Source organism: Tetragenococcus solitarius NBRC 100494 (assembly GCF_001544195.1).
GTDB lineage: Bacteria > Bacillota > Bacilli > Lactobacillales > Enterococcaceae > Tetragenococcus > Tetragenococcus solitarius.
In genome coordinates, this window is sequence record NZ_BCPY01000081.1 from 1 (window position 1) to 1517 (window position 1517).

Annotated in this window: 1 protein-coding gene; it reads left to right on the forward strand. The window is 40.8% G+C overall.

Translation table 11 applies throughout. From position 1 onward, the window contains the following. Nucleotides 1–150 precede the first annotated feature (150 nt). Nucleotides 151–1461, forward strand: coding sequence for an ISL3 family transposase (locus TS1_RS12140; protein WP_068710729.1), 1311 nt, complete (start codon nucleotides 151–153; stop codon nucleotides 1459–1461). Nucleotides 1462–1517: the final 56 nt, after the last annotated feature.

Genomic DNA, 1517 nt, shown 5'->3' on the forward strand with positions numbered 1-1517 from the left:
GGCTCTATAATTTCTAGTGTTGGTAAACAAGAATCATTTTCTTGTAGCCAATGCTAGTTTTTTTATGTTTTCTGAGCAAAATATAAAACAGACACCTTGAAAACTCGTAGAATAAAGTGACCAAACAAATATCCAAAGGAGTGTTTCAAGATGTCCATCTCTCATTATACTAAAGAAATCCTAGATATCCTAGATGTAAACCTGACTTTTGAAGAAGATTGTTTTCAAAAAGAAGCCATCAACGGAGACATTTGTTTTGTCTTTTACGGTCAGCTTTCTTATCGCCCGCAAGCCTGTTTTCACTGTGGCGAAGAAGAGACCGCTTGTTTAATGAAATGGGGCTTCAAGGAAGTGACGATTCAACTCAACGATGTGAGTGAATACAAAACCTTACTTAAAATGAAGAAACAACGGTTTCGTTGTAAAACTTGCGGGAAAACGTCTATCGCCGAAACCAGTGTCGCGGACCGTCATTGTTCGATTGCTCGTCGTGTCAAACTCGCCATTGCAGAAAAACTATCGCAACCCTTATCGATGTCAATGGTTGCCCGGTTGAAGCATGTTTCTCCTGCGACAGTTTTACGTGTGCTTCATAGCTTTAAACCTAAACAGCTATCTCCCAATACTTCCTTACCAGAAGTCCTTTGTTTTGATGAATTTCAATCGGTCAAGCGGGTTTCTGGCGCCATGAGTTTTATCATGATGAACGGGAAAACGCGGCAGCTCTTAGAGATTGTCGCCAATCGACAACTGCCTCATTTAGAAGCTTATTTTGCTCGTTATCCTCGAGAGGAAAGAGCCAAGGTGCACTATGTTGTTTCGGATTTTTACAGTCCGTATGCCTCCTTAGTCAAAACGCTTTTTCCGAATGCCCAGTTAGTCATTGATCGGTTCCATATGAGCCAACATATTGGACGGGCTTTCCAACAACAGCGGAAACAAGTGATGAACACCTTTCACCGTCGGCAAAAGGAATATAAGCACCTTAAGAAATACTGGAAACTTCTACAGAAAAAAGCTTGGACACTTGATTATCAAAATCGATATTGGCGGCCTAGTTTTCGGGATCATTTAACCGAGCAAGAGATTGTCGATCGCTTATTAAGTTATCATTCTGCCCTTAGACAAGGCTATAAAATCTATCAATCCTTTCTTTCTGCGTTTCATAAGCAAGACACAGCACGTTTTGATCAATTACTGAAAACCGATGGGGCCCAGCTCCCTGACTCGTTTCAGCCTGTAATCAAGACCTTCCGAAAGTATCGACAAGAGATCCAGCTTGCATTGACGGTTCCTTATTCCAACGGTCCTTTAGAAGGGTTAAATAATCATATTAAAGTCTTAAAACGAGTCGCTTATGGTTTCCATAGCTTTGAGAACTTTCGGCAACGCATCTTTTTATACCGAGGAAAGTATTTCCAACCTGGTTCCTTAACTATACAAGCGAAAAAAAGCAGCTAGACAATAGCGCCTAACTGCTTCCTTTATTCGTCGTGTTTTCTTTACCAACACTATTT